Source organism: Streptomyces sp. V4I23, assembly GCF_030817975.1.
GTDB lineage: Bacteria > Actinomycetota > Actinomycetes > Streptomycetales > Streptomycetaceae > Streptomyces.
Map to the genome: position 1 here is coordinate 1,734,654 of NZ_JAUSZW010000004.1, position 16,582 is coordinate 1,751,235.

The following is a 16,582-nucleotide window of genomic DNA, read 5'->3' on the forward strand; positions in this document are numbered from 1 at the left end:
ACACGCGGCCGCCGGGCTGCAGGCGACGACGGCCGCACCTCTGCGCCGCGTGGGCGGAGAAGCGGAAAGGGAGACACCGTGAGCGAGCGCGCCGCCCCCTTCTACTGCCCCTACTGCGGGGACGAGGACCTTCGGCCGAGTGAAGCCGTCGAAGGCAGTCACGGCGCCTGGGAATGCGCGGCGTGCAATCGGGCCTTCCAGCTGAAGTTCCTCGGGCTCCTGTCCCGCGGACTTCGGCTCAACCACGGTGGAGGGGAAACGATATGACGACGACTCAGTCCGATCAGGACCTCAAGTCGCTGGCCGAGCAGGCGGGCCGCGACCTGGAGGACGCCTCGGCGCTCGACATCCTGAAGTGGGCCGCCGACACCTTCGGCAAGCGCTTCTGCGTCACCTCCTCCATGGAGGACGCGGTCGTCGCCCACCTCGCCTCGCGCGTCTTCCCCGGTGTGGACGTCGTCTTCCTCGACACCGGCTACCACTTCGAGGAGACGATCGGCACGCGGGACGCCGTGGACGCCGTGATGGACGTCAACGTCATCACGCTCACCCCGCGCCAGACCGTGGCCGAGCAGGACGCCGAGTACGGTCCGAAGCTGCACGACCGCGACCCCGACCTGTGCTGCGCCCTGCGCAAGGTCAAGCCTCTCGAAGAGGGCCTGACCGACTACGCCGCATGGGCCACCGGCCTGCGCCGCGACGAGTCCCCGACCCGGGCGAACACCCCGGTCGTCGGGTGGGACGAGAAGCGGCAGAAGGTCAAGATCTCGCCGATCGCCCGCTGGACCCAGGACGACGTGGACGCCTATGTCGCCGAGCACGGTGTCCTGACGAACCCCCTGCTCATGGACGGTTACACGTCCGTCGGCTGCGCCCCCTGCACCCGCCGGGTGCTGGAGGGCGAGGACGCACGCGCCGGCCGCTGGGCCGGGCGGGGCAAGACGGAATGCGGGCTGCACGGCTGATGACGAACACTCAGAAGGACCAGGAGAACGACGTGACCGGAGCCACCATCTGGCTCACGGGTCTGCCGAGCGCCGGCAAGACCACCATCGCGTACGAGCTCGCGGGCAGGCTGCGCGAGGAAGGCCACCGGGTCGAGCTGCTCGACGGCGACGAGATCCGCGAGTTCCTCTCGGCGGGCCTCGGCTTCAGCCGCGAGGACCGGCACACCAACGTGCAGCGGATCGGCTTCGTCGCCGAACTGCTCGCGTCCAACGGTGTGAAGGTGCTGGTCCCGGTCATCGCCCCGTACGCCGACAGCCGCGAGTCCGTGCGCAAGCGCCACCAGCAGGAGGGCACCGCGTACGTCGAGGTGCATGTCGCCACTCCGGTGGAGGTGTGCTCGGTGCGCGACGTGAAGGGGCTGTACGCCAGGCAGGCGGCCGGCGAGATCAGCGGGCTGACGGGGGTCGACGACCCGTACGAGGAGCCCGAGTCGCCCGATCTGCGGATCGAGTCCCAGAACCAGACCGTGCAGGAGTCCGCCGCGGCGGTCCACGCGCTGCTGACCGAAAGGGGTCTCCTGTGACCACGAGTGTCAACGTCGTGAGCGAGGCGGCAGACAATTCCGCCAGCCCGTACGCCCTCTCCCACCTGGACGCGCTCGAGTCCGAGGCAGTGCACATCTTCCGCGAGGTGGCGGGCGAGTTCGAGCGGCCGGTGATCCTGTTCTCCGGCGGCAAGGACTCCATCGTCATGCTGCATCTCGCGCTGAAGGCCTTCCGGCCCGCCGCGATCCCCTTCACGCTGCTGCACGTGGACACCGGGCACAACTTCCCGGAGGTCATCGAGTATCGCGACCGCACGGTCGAGAAGCACGGCCTGCGCCTCCATGTCGCGTCCGTGCAGGAGTACATCGACGCGGGCAAGCTGCGCGAGCGCCCCGACGGCACGCGCAACCCGCTGCAGACCGTGCCGCTGACCGAGGCCATCCAGCAGCACCGCTTCGACGCGGTGTTCGGCGGCGGCCGCCGCGACGAGGAGAAGGCCCGCGCCAAGGAGCGGGTGTTCAGCCTCCGCGACGAGTTCTCGCAGTGGGATCCGCGCCGGCAGCGCCCCGAGCTGTGGCAGCTCTACAACGGCCGCCACGCCCCCGGCGAGCACGTCCGCGTCTTCCCGCTCTCCAACTGGACCGAGCTGGACGTGTGGCAGTACATCCAGCGCGAGCGGATCGAGCTGCCGGAGATCTACTTCGCCCACGAGCGCGAGGTGTTCAAGCGTGCCGGCATGTGGCTGACCGCGGGCGAGTGGGGCGGCCCGAAGGAGTCGGAGACGACTCAGAAGCGGCTCATCCGCTACCGCACCGTCGGCGACATGTCCTGCACCGGTGCCGTCGACTCCGACGCCACCACGCTGGACGCCGTGATCGCCGAGATCGCCGCCTCCCGCCTCACCGAGCGGGGCGCGACCCGCGCCGACGACAAGCTGTCCGAGGCCGCGATGGAAGACCGCAAGCGCGAAGGGTACTTCTAGACATGACCAGCACCACCGAGCAGCTGGCCGAGCAGCTTTCGGCCACCACCCTGCTGCGCTTCGCCACCGCCGGGTCCGTCGACGACGGCAAGTCCACGCTGGTGGGCCGGCTGCTGCACGACTCCAAGTCGGTCCTCGCCGACCAGCTGGAGGCCGTCGAGAGAGCCTCCCGGGGCCGCGGCCAGGAGGCGCCGGACCTCGCGCTGCTCACCGACGGTCTGCGGGCCGAGCGCGAGCAGGGCATCACGATCGACGTGGCGTACCGCTACTTCGCCACCGCGCGCCGCCGGTTCATCCTCGCCGACACGCCGGGCCACGTGCAGTACACGCGCAACATGGTGACCGGCGCGTCCACGGCCGAGCTCACGGTGATCCTGGTCGACGCCCGCAACGGAGTCGTCGAGCAGACCCGCCGCCACGCGGCGATCGCCGCGCTGCTGCGCGTTCCGCACGTGGTCCTCGCCGTCAACAAGATGGACCTCGTCGACTACGCGGAGTCCGTGTTCGCCGCGATCGCCGAGGAGTTCACGGCGTACGCGACCGAGCTGGGCGTCCCGGAGGTCACCGCGATCCCGATCTCGGCGCTGACCGGGGACAACGTCGTGGACCCGTCCGCGAACATGGACTGGTACGGCGGCCCGACCGTGCTGGAGCACCTGGAGACGGTGCCGGTCAGCCACGACCTGAGCCACTGCCACGCCCGGCTGCCCGTGCAGTACGTGATCCGGCCGCAGACCGCCGAGCACCCGGACTACCGGGGCTACGCGGGCCAGATCGCGGCCGGCACCTTCCGGGTCGGCGAGGCGGTCACCGTGCTGCCCTCGGGCCGTACCTCGCGCGTCTCCGGCATCGACCTGCTGGGCAAGCCGGTCGACGTGGCATGGACGACCCAGTCGGTGACCCTCCTGCTGGAGGACGACATCGACGTCTCGCGCGGCGACCTGATCGTGCCGAGCAAGGACGCGCCCCCGACCACCCAGGACGTCGAGGCGACCGTCTGCCACGTCGCCGACCAGTCGCTCACCGTCGGCCACCGCGTGCTGCTCAAGCACGGCACCCGCACGGTCAAGGCGATCGTCAAGGACATCCCGTCCCGGCTGACGCTCGACGACCTCTCCCTGCACCCGCACCCGGGTCAGCTGGTCGCCAACGACATCGGGCGCGTCAAGATCCGTACGGCCGAGCCGCTGCCGCTCGACTCGTACGCGGACTCCCGCCGCACCGGCGCGTTCATCCTGATCGACCCGGCCGACGGCACCACGCTCACCGCGGGCATGGTCGGCGAGTCGTTCGCCTCGCCGGAGCCCGTCCGGGACCCGGCCGACGACGACGGCTGGGACTTCTGACATGACCGACGCCTTCGGGACCTTCGCCAAGGAGGGCGGCCGCGTCGGCAGCGGCGCCCTCGGCGCGGGCACGGGAGGGGTGGCGCGATGTGCGCGATGACGTACGCGCACCGCTCGCGCGCCCGCACCCCCCGCACCCAGCACCGACGAAGACCGCCGACGACCCGGCCGCGTCCCACCTGAACCGACGCGCCGACCGGGCCAACGAGAGGACAGCCTCCCGTGCCAGCCACCCGCACCACAGCCCGCCGCAGCCTCGCCGCCGCGGCCGCCCTGCCGCTCCTCGCCGTCGCCCTCACCGCCTGCGGCTACGGCTCCCAGGCCAAGGACGACAAGGTCGCTCCCGCCGCCAAGGGAGAGAAGATCGACGGTCTGGACACCGTCAAGGTCGGGTACTTCCCCAACCTGACGCACGCGACCGCCCTGGTCGGCGACCAGGAGGGCATCATCCAGAAGGAGCTCGGCGGCACGAAGCTGTCGACGTCGACCTTCAACGCCGGTCCGTCCGAGATCGAGGCGCTCAACGCCGGTTCGATCGACATCGGCTTCATCGGCCCCTCGCCCGCGGTCAACGGCTACGTGAAGTCCCACGGCAAGAGCCTGCGGATCGTCGGCGGCTCGGCCTCCGGCGGCGTCAAGCTGGTCGTGAACCCGAAGAAGATCAAGACCCTGGACGACGTCAAGGGCAAGAGGATCGCCACCCCGCAGCACGGCAACACCCAGGACGTGGCGTTCCTCAACTGGATCTCCGAGAAGGGCTGGAAGGTCGACCCGCAGAGCGGCGAGGGCGACGTCTCCGTGGTCCGCACGGAGAACAAGGTCACGCCGAACGCCTATCTGTCCGGCTCCATCGACGGCGCGTGGGTACCGGAACCGACCGCGTCGAAGCTGGTCAGCGACGGGGCGAAGGTGCTGCTCGACGAGTCGACGCTGTGGCCCGACAAGAAGTTCGTCATCACGAACGTGATCGTGTCGCAGAAGTTTCTCGCGGAGCACCCGGACGTCGTCGAGGCCGTCCTGCGCGGCACGGTGAGGACCAACGAGTGGATCAACGCCAACCCGGACAAGGCGAAGGCGTCCGCCAACGCCAAGCTCCAGGAGCTCACCGGCAAGGCGCTGCCGCCGAAGGTGATCGACCCCGCGTGGCCGTCGATCCGGTTCACCGACGACCCGCTGGCCGCGACGCTCGACACGCAGGCCCGCCACGCGGTGAAGGCCGGTCTGCTGGAGCAGCCCGACCTCGTCGGCATCTACGACCTGCGGCCGCTGAACAACGTCCTTCGGGCCGAGGGCAAGCCCGCGGTCGCCGACGCCGGGCTCGGCGTCAAGTAACCACCGCAATCAGCCGAGTTCCCAGGAGGTGACGACCATGGCCACTGCCATCGCCAAGGCCGACGACCGCGTGCGCACCGAGTACGCGGCCCGGATCGGGCATGTCTCCAAGTCCTTCGCCGGGCCCGCCGGCACCCAGCTCGTCCTGGACGACATCACGCTCGATGTCGCTCCCGGCGAGTTCGTCACCCTCCTGGGGGCCTCGGGCTGCGGCAAGTCGACGCTGCTCAACCTGGTCGCGGGGCTCGACCGGCCGACGGCGGGGTCCATCGAGACCCCCGGCGGCCGGCCCGCCCTGATGTTCCAGGAGCATGCGCTGTTCCCGTGGCTGAGCGCGGGCAAGAACATCGAACTGGCGCTGCGCCTGCGCGGCGTGGCGAAGTCGCGGCGCCGCCCCGAGGCGGAGCGGTTGCTGGAGCTGGTGCGGCTCGGCGGCGCGTACGGCAAGCGGGTGCACGAACTGTCGGGCGGTATGCGGCAGCGGGTCGCGATGGCTCGCGCGCTGGCACAGGACAGCCAGCTGCTGCTGATGGACGAGCCGTTCGCGGCGCTGGACGCCATCACGCGCGACGTGCTGCACGACGAGCTGACCCGCATCTGGCGGGAGACGAACGTGTCGGTGCTGTTCGTGACGCACAACGTCCGCGAGGCGGTGCGGCTCGCGCAGCGCGTGGTGCTGCTGTCGTCGCGGCCGGGTCGTATCGCCCGTGAGTGGACCGTGGACATCGATCAGCCGCGGCGCATCGAGGACTCCGCGGTGGCGGAGCTGTCCGTCGAGATCACCGAAGAACTGCGTGGGGAGATCCGCCGACATGGCCAGCACTGACACGACCGCGAAGGCCACGGTCAAGAACGACGACCTCGCGGGGCTGGAGGCCGGTCTCGACGCGCTGGACGCGGTGCAGGTCAGCCGTACGCCGGTGCGCGAGGTGCTGCTGCGGAAGGTGTTGCCGCCGCTGACCGCCGTCGCCCTGGTGCTCGTGGTGTGGCAGCTGCTGGTCTGGGCGGAGGTCACGGAGGACTACAAGCTGCCCGCACCGTCCGCGGTCTGGGACAGCGTGTCCGAGATGTGGCTGCAGGGCACGCTGCTCGACGTCGTCTGGACCAGCGTGTCCCGCGGTCTGCTGGGCTTCCTGATGGCACTGGCGATCGGAACGCCGCTCGGCCTGCTGGTCGCCCGGGTGAAGTTCGTCCGCGCCGCGATCGGGCCGATCCTGTCCGGGCTGCAGTCGCTGCCGTCGGTGGCATGGGTGCCGCCCGCCGTGATCTGGCTGGGTCTGAACGACTCGATGATGTTCGCCGTGATCCTGCTGGGCGCCGTCCCCTCGATCGCGAACGGCCTGGTGTCGGGTGTGGACCAGGTGCCGCCGCTGTTCCTGCGGGCGGGCCGCACGCTCGGCGCGACCGGGCTGAAGGGCACCTGGCACATCGTGATGCCGGCGGCGCTGCCCGGTTACGTGGCGGGCCTGAAGCAGGGCTGGGCGTTCTCGTGGCGGTCGCTGATGGCCGCGGAGATCATCGCGTCCTCCCCCGATCTGGGCCTGGGCCTCGGCCAGTTGCTGGAGAACGGGCGCAACAACGCCGACATGGCCGGCGTGTTCCTCGCCATCCTCCTGATCCTGATCGTCGGTATCGCGATCGACCTGCTGATCTTCAGTCCGCTGGAGCGGTGGGTGCTGCGCAGCCGCGGTCTCCTCGTCAGGAGCTGAGTCCACGATGCGCAGCCCCGCCCTCCCGTCGCCCGCCGCCGCCCTTTCGAGGAAGCTCCCCCGGACTCCGTCCGGGGGTGCCCCCAACGCGCCCGTCCTTCTGGTGATCGCCCACGGCAGCCGCGACCCGCGCCATGCCGCGACGGTGCACTCCCTCGTCCGGCGCGTGCGGTCGCTGCGGCCGGGGCTGCGCGTCGAGGTGGGATTCCTGGACTTCAATCTGCCTTCGGTGACGGGCGTGCTGGAGCGCCTGGCCGCCGAGGACGCCCGCGAGGTGGTGGCGCTGCCGCTGCTGCTGACGCGTGCCTTCCACGCGAAGGCCGACATCCCCGCCGTCCTGCGCGAGGCTCCCGCGTCGCTGCGCATACGGCAGGCCGAGGTGCTCGGCCCCTCGCCGCTGCTGCTGTCCGCCGTCCAGCGGCGGCTGTACGAGGCGGGGCTCGGCCCCGCCGACAAGGGCTCGACCGGCCTGGTGCTGGCGTCGGCGGGCTCCACGGACCCGGAGGCGATCGCAGTGATCGACCAGGCAGCGCGGGAGCTGCGGCACACCGGTTGGTGCGCCGTGCGACCTGCGTTCGCCTCCGCTGTTTCTGCCGGCGGCTTCCCCCGTACCGAGGACGCCGTGCGCGAGCTGCGCGCCCGCGGCGTGCGCCGGGTGGCGGTCGCGCCGTACGTGATCGCCCCCGGGCGCCTGCCGGACCGCATCGCGGAGGGCGCGCGGGACGCGGACGTGCTGGCCGATGTGCTGGGCCCCGGGCCGGAGCTGGCCCGTCTGCTGCTGACCCGCTACGACGAGGCGCGGGCGCAGCAGCGGGCACTGGCGTTCACCGCGTAACGGTCACGCGGTGACGGGCGCGGTCCAGCGGGGGTCGCGGCCCGCCGCCGCCAAAGCCCGTTCGAACGCCGTCGCCGACACGTCCGCCGTGACGGGCGCGGCGAAGCCGTCGTACTGCCGGTAGACCTCGGCGTGGGCTTCCACGACACCCAGGACGAATGCGCCCGCCGCCTGGGAAACGCGGTACTCCTGCCCGGTGGCGCGGGCCAGGTCCCAGCCGTGCACGGCCAGTTCCTTGGCGATCAGCGAGGCGATCTCGCCGGCCGGCATGCTCGTGAAGCCGAGGTCCACCTCGCCCTGCCACACCGCCGGATCCGACCATGCGGCGAGGGCGCGCTCCAGCTGCTCGGCGTATCTCAGGGCCCAGTCGGCGTCCGCCGTGAAGTCGCGGCCGGTGAGCTCGTCGGGCAACTGCTTGCGCAGGGCGCGGTGTTCGAGCCCGTGGGACGTGTAGAGCACGAGATGGCCGACGAGCGTCCTGACGTCCCAGTCGGCGCACGGCGTCGGCCCGGCGAGCCCGCTCGCGGCGGCGCCCCGGGCGACACGTGCGGCCTCGGCGGCGCATTCCGACAGGTACGGGTACACGGTGTCCTTGTCCATGCCCGCATCCTGCGCCGCGCCCGGTGGGCGGGTCTTGAAGAAAGGCGACAGCGCCGCGGTCAGTCGAAGGCGAGGCTGCCGGTGCGGGCGCGCTTGAGTTCGAAGAGGTCGGGGTGGCCCGCGAGCACCCGGAAGCTGTCGAAGAGCGCGACGGCCTCCTCGCCCCGCGGAATCGAGTTGAGGACCGGGCCGAACCAGACGGTGCCGTCGACGTGCAGAGTGGGCGTGCCCACGTACCCGCCGGCGGCGGGGTCCTTGCCGGTGTCGTGGCTGGCGCGCACCTCGTCGTCGTACGACGGGTCGTGCGCGGCATCGGCCAGTACGGCGGGCAGGCCGAGCTCGGCCAGGGACTCGGCGACGACCGCGTCGAAGTCCTCGTTCCGGTCCCGGTGGATCCGGGTGCCGAGTGCGGTGTAGAGGTCGCGCAGCACGCCGTCCCCGTGCTGCCGGGCGGCGGCCGCGAGGACGCGCACCGGGCCGACGGAGCGGTCCACGAGATCGCGGTACCAGTCGGGCAGTTCGTTGCCGATGTTGTGCAGGTACAGGCTCATCAGACGGAAGCGGAGGTCGAGAGCGCGCTCTCGCTCGACCTCGAGGATCCAGCGGGAGGTGATCCAGGCGAAGGGGCAGACCGGGTCGAAGTAGAAGTCAACGACGGTCTTCTCGGAGCCGGTCGGGCGGTCGGTGTGCTGCGCGCTGTCCATGCCGCCGACACTAGCCAGGGATTGGCACTCCCCCACGGGCCATTCGCCATCCGTTCCCGTGGGCCATCCCGGCGCGGGGGCCGCGGCTCACTGCGCCGCGAGGGGCGACGGGGCTCCGGTCTCCGCGAAGCGTGTGCCCTGGTGGAAGTAGAGCAGCCAGTCGCCGCCGGTCAGCCGCCAGATCGAGCTGCGGTGGGCTCGATGGCCGCCCGACTCGGTGTCGAAGGTCAGGTGCACGACGCCGGCCGCGAGCTGCACGCCCCTCATGCGGGAGGTGGTGATCGGCCGTGGCGAGGGCGCGCCCCCTGCCCGCAGCGCGGACACGATCGACTCGCGGTCCCAGAGCCGGCCCGAGGTGCCGAACTCCTCGTAGTCGGGGTGGAGGAGCCGCGCGAGCAGGTCGGGGCTGGACCGCACCACCGGGTCGAGCAGCCGGAACTCCGCCTCCATCGCGGCGTTCACGGCATCGGTCGCGGGTTCAGTCACGGGTCATCTCCACCAGCTTGACGACGGTGTTCCAGTTGCGGCTGGTCGCGACGACGCCCTTGAACAGGCTCGGTCTGCCCAGCAGTTCGGCGAGTTTGGAGCGGCCGAGGCCCTCCGGCGTGTACAGGTACATCGCCCGGTCGCCGAGCCGGAACTCCTCCGGCAGGAGGGCCGCGGCGTCGACGGACGCCAGCCGCTCGGGCGGGAGCCGCTCGGAGAGGAAGGTCACGTGCAGTTGCCTGCCCTGGAGCGTGTGAGCGGGGAAGGGGCAGGCGTCGGCGACCGCCCACAGGTACGCGCCGCCGCGCACCAGGGTGTCGACCCGGAAGCCGAAGGTCTGCTCGACGGCTTCCTCGATCCCGGCGGCGAGCGTCCGCTCGTCGCCCGCCGCGCTGCTGAAGACCGCGTTGCCGCTCTGCAGGTACGTGGCGATGTCGCGGTGCCCCAACTCGGCGAGCAGGGACCGGAGTTCGGGCATGGGGACCTTCTTCTTGCCGCCCACGTTGATTCCGCGCAGCAGGGCCGCGTACCTCTTCGTCATGGCCAAACGATAAGGCGGCCGCCGCGCCCCGTGGGGGAGGGCACGGGGGCCGCCGGCTCGGCGGCGCACGCGCCGCAGGGGTGCCGCCGGGCTGCGGCGGAAGACCGGCCCGGACGGCACCCCCCAGGGGCCCTCCTCCGCGTCAGGTGCGAGCGGAGGAAGGACCCTCGGTCACTCGACGACCTTCAGCAGCTTGTTCGGCGTGCCGGAGGACGGGTTGGTGATCTTGTCGGGCGTGGCGCCGTCGGTGAGCGCCTTGGCGACGTCCGCCGGGGTGGCGTCCTGGTGTCCGGCGAGGTAGACCGCGGCGGCGCCGACGACGTGCGGGGTCGCCATCGACGTGCCGGAGATGGTCTTGGTGCCCTCGTCGCTGTCGTTCCAGGCGGACGTGATGTCCGAGCCCGGCGCGTAGATGTCCACGATCTCGCCGAAGTTGGAGAAGTCCGACTGGGCGTCGTCCTTCGTGGACGAGGCGACCGTGATGGCCTCCTGGACGCGGGCCGGGGAACCCTGGCCCGCGTCGCTGGACTCGTTGCCCGCCGCGACGCCGAAGGTGACACCGGCGGTGATCGCCTTGCGGACGGCCTCGTCGAGGGCCTCGTCGGCGCCGCCGCCGAGGCTCATATTGGCGACAGAGGGGCCCTGGTGGTTCTGGGTGACCCAGTCGATGCCGGCGACGACCTGCTCCGTGGTGCCGGAGCCGTTGTCGTCGAGGACGCGGACGGCGACGATCTTCGCCTTCTTGGCGACACCGTGCGCGGCACCGGCTATGGTCCCGGCGACGTGTGTGCCGTGTCCGTTGCCGTCGTCGGCGCTGTCGTCGTTGTCGACGGCGTCGAAGCCGTGCGTGGCGCGGCCCTCGAAGTCCTTGTGCGAGATACGGACTCCGGTGTCGATCACGTACGCGGTGACGCCTTCGCCGGCGGTGTCCGGGTAGGTGTACTTGCTGTCACCGGCGGTGTCGGCCTGGTCGACGCGGTCCAGGCCCCAGGACGGCGGGTTCTGCTGGTCCGCGTTGATCGTGAACTTCTTGTTCTGCACGACCTTGGCGACGGCCGGGTCGGCGGCGAGGCGCTTGGCCTCGGTCTCCGAAAGGCCGCTGGCCGAGAAGCCGTTGATGGCGGAGCTGTAGTTGCGCTTCAGTGTGCCGCCGTACTCCTCGGCCAGCTCCTTCTTGTCGGCCTTCTGGTCGAGCATCACGATGTAGCTGCCCGCGACGGCGCCTTCGGCGTTCGCGCCGTAGATCTTGCCCTCGGCGGGTGCCGCGGCGCCGGCGAAGGACGTACCGAGAAGCGTGACTCCGGCTGCTGCCGCGACGGCCGTGATGGCCGCGGTGAGCTTCATCCGGTGGGATCGCTTGTGAGTTGCCATGAAGAGGGGTCTCCTCGTCATCATTTGTGGGGGGATTGGCCCGCGGCCGTAAAAAATCCGGGGGCTGGCTCGAAACCCTGACCGATTGACGCGCGCAGATCAAGACCTTCATGTACCTGTGACTTACTCAACAAGGTTTCGTAATAAGAAATCGGCCAGGGCCTCACAAGTCGGACCGCTGGCTCAAACCCCGGTAGATGTAAGGGACTTCGATCCTCCATGTCGGGGATGTGCCCCCTTCTGAAGGAGGAGGGCATTGCCGGTCGCCCTCGTCGGCCGGCAGGACGAGACGACCTGATTACGCCCTTAGCTTCGAAACGGACACGGCGGCGGGCTCCGCGGCCGGCGGTGAACGACGCACGAGGGGGCGTTCGGCGACGACTTCCAGCGGGCCGAGTTCTCCGCGGTGCCGGTCGCGCTCGGCATCCTGCTCATCGCCTTCGGCGCCCTGGTCGCGGCACTCCTGCCGGTGCTGCTGGCCATCACGGCGATCATGGCGACGATGGGCCTGATGGGCGTCGTGAGCCAGGTTATGCCGATGAGCGACACGGCGAACTCCGTGATGCTGCTGGTCGGTCTCGCGGTCGGCGTCGACTACTGCCTGTTCTACCTGCGGCGAGAACGCGAGGAGCGGGCCGCGGGCCGTGACGGCCGCACCGCGATCCTGATCGCGGCGGCGACCAGCGGCCGTGCCGTGGTGGTCTCGGGCGTGACCGTGTGCGTCGCGATGGCCGGCATGCTCTTCACCGGGATCGGGGAGTTCGAGTCGATGGGCCTGGCGTCGCTGATCGTGGTGGCGGTCGCGATGGTGGGGTCCGTGACCGTGCTGCCCGCGCTGCTGCCCCTGCTCGGCGAGCGGGTGGAGAAGGGCCGCGTGCCGTTCCTGCGCCGTCTGAAGCGGGACGCGAGGGGAGACGGCGGCAGCCGGGTGTGGACGGCGGTGCTCGGCGGGGTGCTCCGCCGCCCGCTGGTGTCGTTCCTGGTCGCGGCGGGTGCACTGTCGCGGTCGCGCTGCCCGCGGTCGGGAGGAAGACGCAGAACTTCACCCTGGACCAGGAGTTCGGCGACTTCGGTGCGCAGGCGGTGAGTTCGGGTGCGTCCCAGGGCCCGGTCGAGGTCGTCACGCACAAGGAGCAGAACATCGCGTTCGTCTACGTCCCCCTGGTGGGCGGCTCCGACCAGGACCGGGCCGAGAGCCTGGAAGTGCTGCGCGACACGGTGCGTCCCGCCACCCTGGGCGAGGTCGACGGCTCCCGGATCCGCGCCAGGCGCTCCCCCACCTCCGGGTCGGACACCAGCGACAGCACCGCCTCCCGCAGGTCGTGCGCCGTCGCCTCCTCCGTCGAGAGGCGGCGCGCCACCCCCAGCCCGACCAGCATGTCCGCGTTGCCGAACTGGTCCACCGCCTGCGGGACCGCGACCATCGGCGTCCCGGTGGCCAGGCCCTCCTGGCTGCCGCCCGCGCCCGCGTGGGTGACGAACGCGTCCGCCTGACGCAGCACGGACAGCTGCGGCACCCAGCTGTGGACCTCTACGTTCGACGGCAGCTCGCCGAGCTCCGCCACGTCGACGTACCGGCCGATCTGCAGCACCAGGTGCCACCCGGGAAGGTCCCCGAAGGCCTTGACGCATTCGCGGTAGAAGGCCGGCTGCTTGGTGAACGTCGACCCCAGCGACACGAGCACCACCTTCTCCGCGTCCGCCGGCCGCTGCCACTCCCCCTGGTCCCGGCGGTCCCCGTGGCACGCGCCGACGAAGGAGTACACGGACTCGTCGACCCGGTCGGCGTTCGGCTGGAGGGCACGCGGGATCAGGACGACACTGCGGCGCGGCCGGCCGACGAACCGGTCCGGATGCGTCGTGATCCCGTTCTCCGCGAGCCGGTCGCGTCCGTCAGCGCCGGCGCCCGCAGGCACCAGTCGACGACGGCGGACGTACGGGAGAAGGGGACGTTGCCGACGACCGCGAAGGGTTCGCCCGGCGGGCGCACGGAGAGGAAGTCCCGGCCCTCGATCCGCACATGGGGCAGACCGGCGAACCGCCGGGAGCCGAGGGCGCACGGCGCGTGGTGCCGGACCGGTGCCGCCGGCCGGGCCGGCACCGTGTTCAGCGCTGATACCGGGCCAGCACCAGATTGCCGTCCTCGACCAGCCGTGCGCGCAGCTCGTCGGCGTCGATCGCTCCGCTGTAGTACTCCTGGTACGCCGGGGTCGCGACCTTGTCCTTCCACTCCGGATACCCGCGCACCGACTGCGCCGGGGCCGACCGGAGATGCCGGGCGAGCTCGGCGCCCGTGGCCCAGCCGTCCTTGTCCGTGTGCAGGGCCGGGTCGTCGAGCGCCTCGGTCCCCGTCGGCAGCATCCAGTCGCCCCGGGCCAGCCGCACCATGTTCCGCGGCTGGAGCATGAAGTCGATGAACCGCGCCGCCTCCTTCTTGTACGGACTGTCCTCGGCGACCGACAAGGTCTGCGGGCTCACGCCCTGCGCCGGCCCGCCTGGCCCGGCGGGCGGGGGAAGCACCGTCCACTCGAATCCCTCGGGTGCCTGCTGGACGATCTGCTGCCGGTAGGAGAACCCGAGCGGAACCATGGCGTACTTGCCGCCGAAGAGGCCGGGCAGGGTGTCCGAACCGCCCGTGCCCAGCGTGCTGCGCGAGGCGCTCCTGTCGACATTGACCTGGTCGTGGACGGTCCGGGGGACCACCGCGTCCCCCTCGGTGAACCGGACGGTGACCTTGCCGTCGTCCCCGCGGTGGAACAGCTGCCCGCCCGCGGACAGGCCGAGGTTGAGCGTCACGGACACCGGCTCCTTGAGCGGCCAGGCTATGCCGTACTTCCCCTCCCCCATGTGCTCGGTCAGGTCCTTCGTCACCTGCCGGAACTCCTCCCAGCTCCACGGCCGCCCGGCCGTCGGGACGCGGACGCCGGATGCGTCCAGGATCTTCTTGTTGGCGATGAGGACGCGGGGCTCCTGGAGGAACGGCACGCCGTAGACGCCGTCGCCGAAGGTGGTCGTCCGCCAGCTCTGCCGCGGGATGTCGGCCTTGAGGCGCTCGGGCAGCAGATCGGTCAGGTCGGCGAGGTAGCCGCCGTACGCGAAGTCCGCGAGGTCGTCGGAGGCGTCGTGGATGATGTCCGGCGCCTCGCCGCCCTCGAACGAGGTGAGCAACTGGTCGTGCACGCTGTCCCAGCTGCCCTGGACGTACTCGACCTGGATGTCGGGGTGGGCCTCGTTCCACTCCTTCACCAGTTCCTTGTTGGCGTCGACGGACTCCTTCTGCCACGCCAGGGACTGGAAACGGAGCCTGATCTTTCCGTCGGCGCGGTCTCCGTCCCCGCCGCAGCCGGTGAGCAGCAGGGCGAGGGCGGCGACGGCCGCGGGCAACAGTCGTGCGCGCATCAGTTCTTCACCGCCCCGGCCAGCATGCCGCCTGTGATCCGCTTCTGAATGATCGCGAAGATGACGAGCGAGGGGAGCGTCGCGAGGAACGCGGCCGCCGCGAGCGGCCCGAGGTCGGCGACGCCCTCCGCGCCGAGGAAGTGTGTGAGGACGACCGGCAAGGTCTGCTTCTCCGGGGTCTTGAGCAGGACGAGCGCGAAGAAGAACTCGTTCCACGCGGTGATGAACGCGAAGAGCGCGGTGGCGACGATCCCGGGCGCGAGCAGCGGGGCGGTCACCGAGACCAGCGTCCGCAGCCGGCCGGCGCCGTCCACGGCCGCGGCCTCCTCCAACTCGGCCGGCACGGCCCGCACATAGCCGACGAGCATCCACAGCGCGAACGGCAGCGACCAGACGACATAGACCGTGATCAGCCCGAAGAGGGTGTTGATCAGATGCAGGTTCTTGAGGATCAGGAACAGCGGGATGATCACCAGGACGAACGGGAACGCCTGGCTGACCACGACCCATCCGGTGGCCGCGGTGGTCAGCCTGCCGCGGTGGCGGGCCATCACGTACGCCATGGGGGTCGCGATGACGACGGCGGTCAGGGCGGCGGCGAGGGCCGCGAGCAGACTGTTGCCCGCCGCCTGGAGCAGGGGCTGTTCGTCGAAGGCCTGCCGGAAGTTGTCGAGGGTCGGCTGCTCGGGGATCCAGGTGGGGTGCAGGGAGCCCAGTTCCCGCGCCGGCTTGAACGCGGTGGAGACCAGCCACAGGAACGGGAAGGCGAGGAAGACCAGATAGCAGACCAGCGCGACGTACTGCCCGGCACGTCCGGCCCTGCTGGCGCGCAGCGCGCTCATTTCTCGTCGCCTCCCTTGAGCCGTCCCACGAGGTAGAAGGCGAGCATCACCGAGATGACGGCGACCATGACGCAGCCCATGGCGGCCGCATAGCCGAACTGGCCGTAGCGGAAGGCCTCTTCGTAGGCGAACAGCATGGGCAGCCGGGTCCGTCCGCCCGGTCCTCCGTTGGTCAGCACGTACACCAGGGCGAATGCGTTGAAGTTCCAGATGAGGTTGAGCGCCGTGATGGCGAGCGCGACGGGTCGCAGCGCGGGCCAGGTGACGGTGCAAAACCGGCGCCAGGCGCCCGCTCCGTCCAGGGCGGCCGCCTCGTGGAGCTCGTGCGGGGTGTTCTGGAGCCCGGCGAGCAGCGCCACCGTGGTCTGCGGCATGCCTGCCCACACACCGACGACGATCACGGCGGGCAGCGCGGTGGCGAGGCCGGTCAGCCAGTCGCGTCCGTCGCCGAGGCCCAGGTCGCGGATGGTCTCGTTGAGGATGCCGGCGTCGGGGTTGTAGGCGAGCCGCCACATGATGCCGACGACGACCTCGGGCATGGCCCAGGGGACGATCGCGAGCGCCCGGGCGAGCCAGCGAAGGCGCAGCCGCTGGTCGAGCAGCAGGGCGAGACCGAGGGCGAGGAGGAACTGCGGGACGGTCACACCGACCGCCCACAGCAGACCGATGCGGAACGACTCCCAGAACAGGGTGTCGTGCAGCAGGTCCCGGAAGTTGAGTGTCCCGATCCACTGGGTGGGCTCGGTGCGGCCCGCCTGCGAGTCGGTGAGGGCCAGCGCGATGCCGTAGAGCAGCGGGCCGACGCTCAGTACGAGGATGGGGATCAGCGCGGGCAGGACGAGGAACCAGGCGCCTAAGGCCGGTTTCCTCCCGGACCGCGCCGTTGCGGTCGCCGATGTCACGTAGTCGACTCCTTCGGGCGGCCCGGCTCCTGACCGGGTA

At 70.9% G+C, this 16,582-nt stretch carries 17 protein-coding genes and 3 pseudogenes; 10 read left to right on the forward strand and 10 right to left on the reverse strand.

The features are described 5' to 3' along the window. Positions 1–78: 78 nt before the first annotated feature. The 9 genes from QFZ82_RS10025 (at position 79) to QFZ82_RS10065 (ending at position 7,697) form a co-directional block, all read left to right on the forward strand. The gene (locus tag QFZ82_RS10025) at positions 79–267 is read left to right on the forward strand and encodes a hypothetical protein (protein ID WP_307712827.1); all 189 of its coding nucleotides are present in this window, start codon (positions 79–81) and stop codon (positions 265–267) included. Beyond that, positions 264–965: a phosphoadenylyl-sulfate reductase gene (locus tag QFZ82_RS10030; RefSeq protein WP_307712828.1), complete on the forward strand. Its 702-nt coding sequence runs from the start codon at positions 264–266 to the stop codon at positions 963–965. The genes QFZ82_RS10025 and QFZ82_RS10030 overlap by 4 nt, the downstream gene beginning before the upstream one ends. Further along, positions 965–1,531, forward strand: coding sequence for an adenylyl-sulfate kinase (gene cysC / locus QFZ82_RS10035; protein ID WP_177151739.1), 567 nt, complete (start codon positions 965–967; stop codon positions 1,529–1,531). Before QFZ82_RS10030 ends, cysC begins: the two co-directional genes overlap by 1 nt. Before the next feature lie 17 nt (positions 1,532–1,548). Continuing rightward, positions 1,549–2,475, forward strand: a complete 927-nt coding sequence (cysD, locus tag QFZ82_RS10040; RefSeq protein WP_373429411.1) for a sulfate adenylyltransferase subunit CysD — start codon at positions 1,549–1,551, stop codon at positions 2,473–2,475. A gap of 2 nt (positions 2,476–2,477) precedes the next feature. Beyond that, the gene (locus QFZ82_RS10045) at positions 2,478–3,821 is read left to right on the forward strand and encodes a sulfate adenylyltransferase subunit 1 (protein WP_307712830.1); all 1,344 of its coding nucleotides are present in this window, start codon (positions 2,478–2,480) and stop codon (positions 3,819–3,821) included. Positions 3,822–4,043: 222 nt separating this feature from the next. After that, entirely contained in the window at positions 4,044–5,153 is a 1,110-nt protein-coding gene (locus QFZ82_RS10050; RefSeq protein ID WP_307712831.1) for an aliphatic sulfonate ABC transporter substrate-binding protein, read from the forward strand. Positions 5,154–5,190: 37 nt separating this feature from the next. Continuing rightward, entirely contained in the window at positions 5,191–5,979 is a 789-nt protein-coding gene (locus QFZ82_RS10055) for an ABC transporter ATP-binding protein (protein WP_307712832.1), read from the forward strand. Beyond that, on the forward strand, positions 5,966–6,862 hold the full coding sequence (locus QFZ82_RS10060; protein WP_307712833.1) for an ABC transporter permease: 897 nt from the start codon (positions 5,966–5,968) through the stop codon (positions 6,860–6,862). The genes QFZ82_RS10055 and QFZ82_RS10060 overlap by 14 nt, the downstream gene beginning before the upstream one ends. A 7-nt stretch (positions 6,863–6,869) precedes the next feature. Next, on the forward strand, positions 6,870–7,697 hold the full coding sequence (locus QFZ82_RS10065; protein ID WP_307712834.1) for a sirohydrochlorin chelatase: 828 nt from the start codon (positions 6,870–6,872) through the stop codon (positions 7,695–7,697). Positions 7,698–7,700: 3 nt separating this feature from the next. Here QFZ82_RS10065 and QFZ82_RS10070 read toward each other — a convergent pair whose 3' ends face one another. The 5 genes from QFZ82_RS10070 to QFZ82_RS10090 form a co-directional block, all read right to left on the reverse strand. Next, entirely contained in the window at positions 7,701–8,297 is a 597-nt protein-coding gene (locus QFZ82_RS10070) for a TIGR03086 family metal-binding protein (RefSeq protein ID WP_307712835.1), read from the reverse strand. A 59-nt stretch (positions 8,298–8,356) separates the two neighbouring features. Beyond that, entirely contained in the window at positions 8,357–9,001 is a 645-nt protein-coding gene (locus QFZ82_RS10075) for a DsbA family protein (RefSeq protein WP_307712836.1), read from the reverse strand. An 87-nt stretch (positions 9,002–9,088) separates the two neighbouring features. After that, positions 9,089–9,487: a nuclear transport factor 2 family protein gene (locus QFZ82_RS10080; RefSeq protein ID WP_307712837.1), complete on the reverse strand. Its 399-nt coding sequence runs from the start codon at positions 9,485–9,487 to the stop codon at positions 9,089–9,091. Next, complete coding sequence (locus tag QFZ82_RS10085) at positions 9,480–10,028, reverse strand: DUF1697 domain-containing protein (protein ID WP_307712838.1); 549 nt, start codon at positions 10,026–10,028, stop codon at positions 9,480–9,482. The genes QFZ82_RS10080 and QFZ82_RS10085 overlap by 8 nt, the downstream gene beginning before the upstream one ends. Positions 10,029–10,199: 171 nt before the next feature. Next, on the reverse strand, positions 10,200–11,399 hold the full coding sequence (locus QFZ82_RS10090) for a S8 family peptidase (protein WP_307712839.1): 1,200 nt from the start codon (positions 11,397–11,399) through the stop codon (positions 10,200–10,202). 355 nt (positions 11,400–11,754) lie between these two features. Here QFZ82_RS10090 and QFZ82_RS10095 point away from each other — a divergent pair. Beyond that, positions 11,755–12,650: pseudogene (locus QFZ82_RS10095) on the forward strand (MMPL family transporter); the annotation flags it as partial. Here the strand turns inward: QFZ82_RS10095 and QFZ82_RS10100 are convergent. The 5 genes and pseudogenes from QFZ82_RS10100 to QFZ82_RS10120 all read right to left on the reverse strand — a co-directional run. After that, a pseudogene (locus QFZ82_RS10100) lies at positions 12,594–13,279 on the reverse strand (macrolide family glycosyltransferase); the annotation flags it as partial. The pseudogenes QFZ82_RS10095 and QFZ82_RS10100 sit on opposite strands and share 57 nt — an antisense overlap. Continuing rightward, positions 13,243–13,440: pseudogene (locus QFZ82_RS10105) on the reverse strand (ErmE/ErmH/ErmO/ErmR family 23S rRNA (adenine(2058)-N(6))-methyltransferase); the annotation flags it as partial. The pseudogenes QFZ82_RS10100 and QFZ82_RS10105, both read right to left, overlap by 37 nt. A gap of 65 nt (positions 13,441–13,505) precedes the next feature. Continuing rightward, the gene (locus tag QFZ82_RS10110; RefSeq protein ID WP_307712840.1) at positions 13,506–14,798 is read right to left on the reverse strand and encodes an ABC transporter substrate-binding protein; all 1,293 of its coding nucleotides are present in this window, start codon (positions 14,796–14,798) and stop codon (positions 13,506–13,508) included. Continuing rightward, entirely contained in the window at positions 14,798–15,640 is an 843-nt protein-coding gene (locus QFZ82_RS10115) for a carbohydrate ABC transporter permease (RefSeq protein WP_307712841.1), read from the reverse strand. Before QFZ82_RS10115 ends, QFZ82_RS10110 begins: the two co-directional genes overlap by 1 nt. Beyond that, positions 15,637–16,542: a carbohydrate ABC transporter permease gene (locus tag QFZ82_RS10120; RefSeq protein WP_307712842.1), complete on the reverse strand. Its 906-nt coding sequence runs from the start codon at positions 16,540–16,542 to the stop codon at positions 15,637–15,639. The genes QFZ82_RS10115 and QFZ82_RS10120 overlap by 4 nt, the downstream gene beginning before the upstream one ends. Positions 16,543–16,582 lie beyond the last annotated feature (40 nt).

Bases quoted from the DNA above. Each gene is read 5' to 3' on its own strand.
- QFZ82_RS10075 (WP_307712836.1), bottom strand. From the start codon at position 9,001: ATGGACAGCGCGCAGCACACCGACCGCCCGACCGGCTCCGAGAAGACC.
- QFZ82_RS10065 (WP_307712834.1), top strand. From the start codon at position 6,870: ATGCGCAGCCCCGCCCTCCCGTCGCCCGCCGCCGCCCTTTCGAGGAAG.
- QFZ82_RS10115 (WP_307712841.1), bottom strand. From the start codon at position 15,640: ATGAGCGCGCTGCGCGCCAGCAGGGCCGGACGTGCCGGGCAGTACGTC.
- QFZ82_RS10085 (WP_307712838.1), bottom strand. From the start codon at position 10,028: ATGACGAAGAGGTACGCGGCCCTGCTGCGCGGAATCAACGTGGGCGGC.
- QFZ82_RS10110 (WP_307712840.1), bottom strand. From the start codon at position 14,798: ATGCGCGCACGACTGTTGCCCGCGGCCGTCGCCGCCCTCGCCCTGCTG.
- QFZ82_RS10090 (WP_307712839.1), bottom strand. From the start codon at position 11,399: ATGGCAACTCACAAGCGATCCCACCGGATGAAGCTCACCGCGGCCATC.
- QFZ82_RS10060 (WP_307712833.1), top strand. From the start codon at position 5,966: ATGGCCAGCACTGACACGACCGCGAAGGCCACGGTCAAGAACGACGAC.
- QFZ82_RS10070 (WP_307712835.1), bottom strand. From the start codon at position 8,297: ATGGACAAGGACACCGTGTACCCGTACCTGTCGGAATGCGCCGCCGAG.
- QFZ82_RS10045 (WP_307712830.1), top strand. From the start codon at position 2,478: ATGACCAGCACCACCGAGCAGCTGGCCGAGCAGCTTTCGGCCACCACC.
- cysC (WP_177151739.1), top strand. From the start codon at position 965: ATGACGAACACTCAGAAGGACCAGGAGAACGACGTGACCGGAGCCACC.
- QFZ82_RS10030 (WP_307712828.1), top strand. From the start codon at position 264: ATGACGACGACTCAGTCCGATCAGGACCTCAAGTCGCTGGCCGAGCAG.
- QFZ82_RS10055 (WP_307712832.1), top strand. From the start codon at position 5,191: ATGGCCACTGCCATCGCCAAGGCCGACGACCGCGTGCGCACCGAGTAC.